Annotated in this window: 5 protein-coding genes; 2 read left to right on the plus strand and 3 right to left on the minus strand. The window is 73.8% G+C overall.

What is annotated here, in order from left to right:
- Nucleotides 1-180: 180 nt before the first annotated feature.
- Nucleotides 181-2,529: a TIM-barrel domain-containing protein gene (locus tag ABZ716_RS21005; protein ID WP_358960749.1), complete on the minus strand. Its 2,349-nt coding sequence runs from the start codon at nt 2,527-2,529 to the stop codon at nt 181-183.
- 240 nt (nt 2,530-2,769) lie between these two features.
- Here ABZ716_RS21005 and ABZ716_RS21010 point away from each other — a divergent pair, with 240 nt between their 5' ends.
- Complete coding sequence (locus ABZ716_RS21010; RefSeq protein WP_358960753.1) at nt 2,770-4,746, plus strand: acetoacetate--CoA ligase; 1,977 nt, start codon at nt 2,770-2,772, stop codon at nt 4,744-4,746.
- Between the two features lie 70 nt (nt 4,747-4,816).
- Complete coding sequence (locus tag ABZ716_RS21015; protein ID WP_358960755.1) at nt 4,817-5,749, plus strand: hypothetical protein; 933 nt, start codon at nt 4,817-4,819, stop codon at nt 5,747-5,749.
- A gap of 88 nt (nt 5,750-5,837) precedes the next feature.
- Here ABZ716_RS21015 and ptsP read toward each other — a convergent pair whose 3' ends face one another.
- Entirely contained in the window at nt 5,838-7,508 is a 1,671-nt protein-coding gene (gene ptsP / locus ABZ716_RS21020) for a phosphoenolpyruvate--protein phosphotransferase (protein WP_351892840.1), read from the minus strand.
- A gap of 78 nt (nt 7,509-7,586) precedes the next feature.
- Nucleotides 7,587-8,036, minus strand: a complete 450-nt coding sequence (locus ABZ716_RS21025) for a PTS glucose transporter subunit IIA (RefSeq protein WP_358813460.1) — start codon at nt 8,034-8,036, stop codon at nt 7,587-7,589.
- Nucleotides 8,037-8,594: the final 558 nt, after the last annotated feature.

The raw sequence follows: 8,594 nt of genomic DNA on the forward strand, positions 1-8,594 counted from the left end.
CCCGCGGGCTCGTCCACCCGCCACCCGCCACGCGGGCAGGGCACGATCGCGATCTCCCGGCCGTCGCCCGGTTCCGGGCACCCGGCGGCCACCCGGCCAGGGCACGGTTCCGAGCCCCCGGCAGCCACCCGGCCAGGGCAACGGCGCCCGCCGCCGGAGCGCCCGCGGGGGCCGGCGCGACTACACCCCCCGCACCTCCGCCCCGCTCACCACCTCGCCCGCTCCGTCCTCCACCACCACCGCCTCTCCGGCCCACCGCACGGTGTACCGCTCCACCTCGCCCGCCTCGAACCCCGGCCCCGGGTCGCGGATCACCACCCCGCCGCCGGTCCGCCCGCGCGCCGGGGCCCACACCTCCAGGCCCACCGACCCGTCCCCGCGCCGCACCGGCAGCACCGACCCCGCCCGGGCCAGCACCGGGGTGCGCCCCGGCGGGGCGTCCAGCAGCACCTGCCCCGGCCCCTCGTGCGCCGCCCCCGTCGCCGTGTCGTACCAGCGCCCCCGCGGCAGCCGCACCGCCCGCCGGTCCGCCCCGCACTCCAGCACCGGCGCCACCAGCAGCGCGTCCCCCAGCAGGAACGCGTCCTCACAGTCCCGCAGCCTCCGGTCCTCCGGCGCCCCCCACCACAGCGGCCGGACGTACGGGGCCCCGGTCCGCCGCGCCAGGTGCGCCAGCGTCACGAAGTACGGCCGCAGCCGCTCCCGCTCCGCCAGCACCCCCGCCGCACCCGCCGCCACCTCAGGCCCGAACTCCCACGGCTCCCGCGGCCCCGCCCACAGCGCCGAATGCGTCCGGAACAGCGGCAGGTACGCCCCCAGCTCCAGCCACCGCAGGTACAGCTCCGGCGACGGCGACCCCCCGAAGCCTCCGACGTCCGGACCCGAGTACGGCACCCCGCACAGCCCGAGCCCCAGCACCAGCGCCAGCGAGGCCCGCAGCCCCTCCCAGCTGCTCTCCACATCACCGGACCAGGTGCCCCCGTACCGCTGCATCCCCGCCCACCCCGACCGGGAGAACAGGAACGGCCGCTCGGCCGGCCGCAGCCGTACCAGCCCCTCCCAGCCCGCGCGCGCCATCGCCAGCCCGTACACGTTGTGGGCCTCCCGGTGGTCGCCACCCGCCCCTTCCAGCACGTGCCGCGCCGACCGGGGCAGCGTCGGATCCCCCCACGGCGCGAAGGACACCGGCTCGTTCATGTCGTGCCAGAACCCCGAGAACCCCTGCGCGAGCCGCTCCCCGTACAGCCCGCCCCACCACCGGCGCACCGCCGGATCCGTGAAGTCCGGATAGGCGCACTCGCCCGGCCAGACCTCGCCGCGCACCTCCCGGCCCCGCGCGTCCCGTACGAACGCCCCGTGCGGGCCCACCTCCAGACCGGCGGTGTGCACCGCGTCCCCCGCCTTCACCGCCGGGTCCACGATCGACACCAGCCGCACCCCCGCCGCGCCCAGCTCCCCGGCCAGCCCCGGCAGATCGGGGAACGCCTCCCGGTCCACGGTGAACACCCGGTGCCCGTCGTAGTGGTCGATGTCCAGGTGGACGGCCGACAGCGCCAGCGCCCGCTCCGCGTACCCGGCCACCACCCGCCGCACCTCCGCCGCGCTCCCGAACCCCCACCGCGCGTGCTGGTAGCCCAGTGCCCACTCCGGCGGCACCGCCGGCGCCCCCGTCAGCCCCGCCCACCCCTGCGCCACCCGCGCCGGAGTCCCCAGCAGCACCCAGCACCGCGCCGGCCCGCCCTCCAGGCGCAGCTCGCTCGACCCCGGCCGGTCCGCCCCCGACCCGGACCCCTCCTCGCCCTCGCGCAGCAGCACCCTTCCTTCCCAGGTGTTGTCGTAGAACGCCAGGTGCGTTCCCGCGTCCGCGACGACCACCTGCAGCGGCATCGTGATGTACAGCGGATCGGTGTCCGGCCCGAAGCCGCCCTTGGGGTCGGTGTTCCACAGCCGGTACTCCCCGTCCCGCAGCCGGGGTCCCCGCGCCCGCCCGCCCAGGCCGAAGAACCGCGCGTCCGCCGGCACCTCCGCTCGCTGGAGCCACCGCGAGCCGCCCTGTGCCGCCCCTTCCGCCGGGTCCCACCAGCGCGGCGGCAGCTCCCGCCGCAGCACCACCCCGCCCGGGGTCCGCACCTCCACCGCCCCGTGCCGGGACACCGCCACCGTCACCCGCTCCGACACCACCCGCCAGCCGCCCCCGGTGTCCGGCTCCAGCACCGCCCGCGGATCGGGCTCCGGCCCCCCGCCGAGCACCGCGTACGAGGGCTCCGGACCGGCCCCGTCCCAGCCCCAGAACACCGCGCCGCCCACCCCCACCCGCACGGTCAGCTCACTGCGCGCGAACCGCAGCAGACCCCCGCCCGGCCTCGGCTCCGTAGCCGTCAGCAGCCCCGGCACCCGGGCCCGCTCCGCACCCCGCGGAGCCAGCGCCTCCGCGTCCGCCCGCCGGTAGCGCAGCGCCGCGCGCCAGGCGCGCCGCCCGCGCGCCGTACCGATCTCCGTCACCGCACGCACCAGTTCACGACCGTCCATGACGGTCACCCTGCCACCGGCCCCCGGCCGAGGGGGCGGCGTTCAGCTGCCGTTCACCCGGGAAGGACCGGGAAGGAACGGCCCGGGCACCGGCGGCCGGGGCCCGGACGCCGCGAACGGCTCTGGTGCGGATGTCGATCACATGGCATCGTCCCTGTGAGCCGCCGCACGCACACCCACACGGCGGCGGCACCGTACGCACACCACGCGCGAGCCGCAGACTTGACCGGGAGCCGACCCATGACCTCAGCCACCCAGCCGGAACCCCTCTGGTCCCCGAGCCCCGACAGGATCGCCGCGGCCCGCGTCACCGCCTTCCAGGCATGGGCGGCCGAACGCTTCGGCGCCCCCGCCGAGGGCGGCTACCCGGCGCTGCACCGCTGGTCCGTCGAGGAGCTCGACACCTTCTGGCGAGCCGTCGCGGAATGGTTCGACGTACGGTTCACCACCCCTTACGAGAGCGTCCTCACCGACCGCTCGATGCCCGGCGCCCGCTGGTTCACCGGCTCCACCCTCAACTACGCCGAGCACGCCCTGCGCGCCGCCGAGGACCCCGCCCGCGCCCAGGACCCGGCCCTCCTCCACGTCGACGAGACCCACGAGCCGGCCCCCGTCACCTGGGCCGAGCTCCGCCGCCAGGTCGGCTCCCTCGCCGCCGAGCTGCGCGCCCTCGGCGTACGCCCCGGCGACCGGGTCAGCGGCTACCTCCCCAACATCCCCGAAGCGGTCGTGGCCCTCCTCGCCACCGCCGCCGTCGGCGGGGTCTGGACCTCCTGCGCCCCCGACTTCGGCGCCCGCAGCGTCCTCGACCGCTTCGAGCAGGTCGAACCCGTCGTCCTGTTCACCATCGACGGCTACCGCTACGGCGGCAAGCAGCACGACCGCCGCGAGACCGTCGCCGAGCTGCGCGCGGGCCTGCCCTCCCTGCGCGCCGTCGTCCACATCCCGCTGCTGGGCACCCCCGCCCCCGAAGGCACCCGCGCCTGGTCGGAGCTGACCTCCGGCGACGCCGAACCCGCGTTCGAGCCGGTGCCCTTCGACCACCCGCTGTGGATCCTGTACTCCTCCGGCACCACCGGCGCGCCAAAGGCGATCGTCCAGTCCCAGGGCGGGATCCTCCTCGAACACCTCAAGCAGCTCGGCCTGCACTGCGACCTCGGCCCGGAGGACCGGTTCTTCTGGTACACCTCCACCGGCTGGATGATGTGGAACTTCCTCGTCTCCGGCCTCCTGACCGGCACCACCGTCGTCCTCTACGACGGCAGCCCCGGCCACCCCGACACCGGCGCCCAGTGGCGCATCGCCGAGCGCACCCGCGCCACCCTCTACGGCACCTCCGCCGCCTACGTCATGGCCTGCAAGAAGGCCGAGGTGCACCCGGCCCGGGACTACGACCTCTCCGCGGTCAAGTGCGTGGCCACCACCGGCTCCCCCCTGCCGCCCGACGGCTTCCGCTGGCTCCACGAGGAGGTCGCCGAGGACCTGTGGATCGCCTCCGTCAGCGGCGGCACCGACGTGTGCAGCTGCTTCGCCGGAGCCGTACCCACCCTCCCCGTCCACATCGGCGAGCTCCAGGCCGCCTGCCTCGGCACGGACCTCCAGTCCTGGGACCCCTCCGGCAAGCCGCTCACCGGCGAGGTCGGCGAACTGGTCGTCACCGCCCCCATGCCCTCCATGCCGATCCACTTCTGGAACGACGCCGACGGCAGCCGCTACCGCGACAGCTACTTCGAGATGTTCCCCGGCGTCTGGCGCCACGGCGACTGGATCACGATCACCGACCGCGGCTCCGTCGTCATCCACGGCCGCTCCGACTCCACCCTCAACCGGCAGGGCGTCCGGATGGGCTCCGCCGACATCTACGAGGCCGTCGAACGGCTCCCCGAGATCAAGGAGTCCCTGGTCATCGGTCTGGAGGAGGCCGACGGGGGCTACTGGATGCCGCTCTTCGTCCACCTCGCCCCCGGCGCCGTCCTCGACGAGGCCCTGCGCAAGAAGATCGCCGCGACCATCCGCGAGCAGCTCTCCCCGCGCCACGTCCCCGACGAGGTCATCGAGGTACCGGCCGTCCCGCACACCCTGACCGGCAAGCGCATCGAGGTCCCCGTCAAGCGCCTCCTCCAGGGCACCCCGCTGGCCAAGGCCGTCAACCCGGGCTCGGTCGACAAGCCGGAGCTGCTCGCCTTCTACGAGGAGCTCGGCCGCACCCGGAGGTGACTGTCAGTGGCCGTGGTTACGCTGAGTGAGCAAGCCGTCGCACCGCACGGCACGCCACTCAGGGGGAACCATGAACGCCACGCCCGACACCACACCCAACACCACGGCCCACACCTCACGACCCGCCTCCCGCCTCCGCCGCGCGCTGCGCCGCGAGGTCCCCAGCACCCTCGGCCTCCTCGCCGACGCCCGGGACTTCGCGGCCATGCGGGCCTACCGCAGCTTCGCCTTCGGCCGGAACGACGAGTACACCGACTACCTCCGCCACATCGACGCCCTGCTCCGCTCCCTCGCGGCCCAGGGCGTCCACACCACCGTCGCCCTCTTCGACCCCGACGAGTACGCCGACTACTGCGCCGACCACGGCCTGGACCCCGACAGCGCCCAGACCCGTACGCGCTTCACCGCCGAACTGGCCTGCGGCCCCGCCCTGCCCTACGCCGGCCAGCCCGTCGAGGAACTGGTACCCCTCCTCGCCGACGCCGCCGTACGCCAGGCCACCTGGGAGTACGCCGGGGCGGTCCTGGCCGCCGCCGGGGAATGCGCGGACTGCGGCGAGGACATCGGCCGCGCCTCCTTCGAACGGGCCTGCGCCCTCCTGCGCCGCCTCGTCGACGGAGCCGGCCCCGGCCACCACCACCTCGTGTGCAGCGTGCCCACCGAGGAGGAGCAGCTCACCGCCGTGCTCCATGCCGAGGCACCCGCCGAACCCGGCGGCCCGCCCCGCACGGAGGGCCGCGACCAGCTCGACTTCGTGACCGTCCTGGCCGCCGGACTCGCCCTGGGCGGCCCCGGCGGCCTCGTCCTGCGCAGCACCACCGAGGGCCGCCACGACCGGGTCCACGGCTGGCGCCTGGACCGCGGCCGCCTGCTGGCCCTGCCCGCCGCCGCCGTCTTCGACGCCTACTGCACGGACGCCGACACCGGCGACCCCGTGGCCCCGGAACCGGGCGTCGAATACTGCGCCGGCTACGCGGTCGAGGGCCCCGGGCCCCACAGCTAGGGGACCCGTCCGCCCCCGGGGAAACGACCGAGGGGCCCCCGCCATCGGCGAAGGCCCCTCGATCGGTACGACGACACACGCCGTCCGGCTACTCGCCCGACAGCACCGCCTGCGCGGCCACCCGCGCCTCCTCGGCGCTGTCCGCGGCCCGCGCGGCCGCCGCCGCGCGCTCGCACTGCGCCAGGGTGTACTTGGCCAGCGTCGCCCGCACGTACGGGATCGAAGCCGAACCCATCGACAGGGAGGTGACCCCCAGACCCGTCAGCACACAGGCCAGCAGCGGATCCGACGCGGCCTCACCGCAGACACCGCAGCTCTTGCCCTCCGCCCTGGCGGCCTCGGCCGACATGGCGATCAGGTCGAGCAGCGCCGGCTGCCAGGGGTCCTGGAGCCGCGAGACCGCACCCACCTGACGGTCGGCGGCGAAGGCGTACTGCGCGAGGTCGTTCGTGCCCAGCGAGAGGAACTCGACCTCCTGCAGGATCGAGCGCGCCCGCAGCGCGGCGGAGGGAATCTCCACCATCGCTCCGAACTTCGCCACCAGACCGGCCTCACGGCAGGCGTCCGCGAACGCCTTCGCGTCGATCCGGTCAGCCACCATCGGGGCCATGACCTCCAGGTACACCGGCAGCCCCTCGGCGGCCTTCGCCAGCGCGGTGAGCTGTGTACGCAGCACCTCCGGGTGATCCAGCAGCGTCCGCAGCCCCCGCACGCCCAGCGCCGGGTTCGGCTCGTCCGCCGGAGTCAGGAAGTCCAGCGGCTTGTCGGCGCCCGCGTCGAGCACCCGCACCACTACCCGTCCCTCGGGGAACGCCTCGAGCACCTTGCGGTACGACTCGATCTGCTTCTCCTCGGACGGAGCCTTCTTGCTGTCGTCCAGGAACAGGAACTCCGTACGGAACAGGCCCACGCCCTCCGCCCCGGCCTCCACCGCCGCCGGCACATCCGCCGGCCCGCCCACGTTCGCCAGCAGCGGCACCTTGTGCCCGTCGGACGTGGCCCCCGGACCGGAAGAGGCGGCCAGCGCCGCCTTCCGCTCGGCGGCCGCGGCCTCCAGCTCGGCCCGCTTCTCGGCGCTCGGCTCCACGAACAGGTCGCCGGTGCTCCCGTCCACGGCGATCACCGTGCCCTCGGCGATCTCCCCGGCACCCGGCAGCGCCACGATGGCCGGCACACCCAGCGCCCGCGCGAGGATCGCGCTGTGGCTGGTCGGCCCGCCCTCCTCGGTCACGAAACCCAGCACCAGCGCCGGGTCGAGCAGCGCGGTGTCCGCGGGCGCCAGATCCCGCGCGATCAGCACGTACGGCTCGTCACTGTCCGGCACCCCCGGCATCGGGACGCCCAGCAGCCGGGCCACGATGCGGTTGCGCACGTCGTCCAGGTCGGCCACCCGCCCGGCCATGTACTCGCCGGCCCCCGCGAGCAGGTCGCGGTAGGACGCGAACGCGTCGTAGACCGCACGCTCGGCCGTGCTCCCGACGACGATGCGCCGCTCCACGTCCGACATCAGCTCGGGGTCCGTGGCGATCATCGCCTGGGCCTCCAGCACGTGCTGGGCCTCGCCCCCGGCCAGGTGGCCGCGCGCCATCAGGTCGGCCGACACCGCTTCCACCGCCTGACGGGCGCGCCCCTGTTCGCGCTCCGCCTCGTCCGCGGCGATCTGCTTCGCCGGCGGCTCCAGCACGGCCGTACCCATGTGCCGCACCTCGCCGATCGCCACACCGTGGCTCACGCCGACGCCTCGCAGCGTTGTCTCCATTTCACCCGTCTCCGATTGAGTGGCGGACGAAGCCGCCGCGATGGATGTCCGACTCGCCTGTGGGAGCAGGCGGACGCCTTACTGCCAGCTGAAGAGGGCGTCGTCCGTCTTGACGTCCCCGGATTCGACCAGGCCGGAGAGCGAGTCGGCCGTCGCCTCCAGCGCCACGACGGGACAGACGGGCGACTTGCCGGCGGCCTCGACGGCGGCCGGGTCCCAGCGGATGACCTCCTGGCCGCGGACCACCGTGTCGCCCTTGTTCACGAGCAGCTCGAAGCCCTCGCCGTTGAGCTGGACGGTGTCGATCCCGAGGTGCGTCAGCACCCCGTGCCCCTCACTGTCGACCACGACGTACGCGTGCGGGTGCAGGGAGACGACCACCCCGTCGACGGGCGCGACCGCCGCCGAGGGCTCGCGCACGGGATCGATGGCGGTACCAGGACCCACCATCGCGCCGGAGAACACCGGGTCGGGCACTGCCGCGAGTCCGATGGCGCGTCCGGCAAGAGGGGACGTCACGCTGGTCATGGGGGCCTCCCAGGGGTGGGGCTTCGTGGTGCCGCCGTTACTGCCTGTTGCGAACGGCGTACTCGTCTGAAGGATATTGCACAGCTTGTACGGGTTCGCCCGAAGCCGATCCCGCTCCGGACTGGACCCTCCGGTACGGAGACTAGTGGACTAGACCGGTGGACTAGACCATACGCGTGATGTGATTTGCACGTGCTCCCACTGAGCTGTACTGTCGTGACTCCCGCCGAGACGTGGCGCGTGAACATCTCGCGAACAGTCGACGGCCGGGAATCCCCCTCTTACAGTGACGATCACGATCTCCACTCCATTTCGACGCGCCCTTTTCGGTGCGACGGAGGGTGGTCGGAGAGAAGGAAAAGCACTGATAGAGTCGGAATCGCTGGAAAGGGAAAACGCGAAAGCGAAGGACCTCGAAAGCACCGAGGAAATCGGGCCCGAAAGGATCTGATAGACTCGGAACAGAACGAAAGCCCGGAGGAAAGCCCCAGTAAGTGTTACTGCGGGTGAGTACGAAGGAAGCGTCCGTTCCTTGAGAACTCAACAGCGTGCCAAAAA

The organism is Streptomyces sp. NPDC006687, assembly GCF_040636215.1.
In the GTDB taxonomy this organism is placed as follows: domain Bacteria; phylum Actinomycetota; class Actinomycetes; order Streptomycetales; family Streptomycetaceae; genus Streptomyces.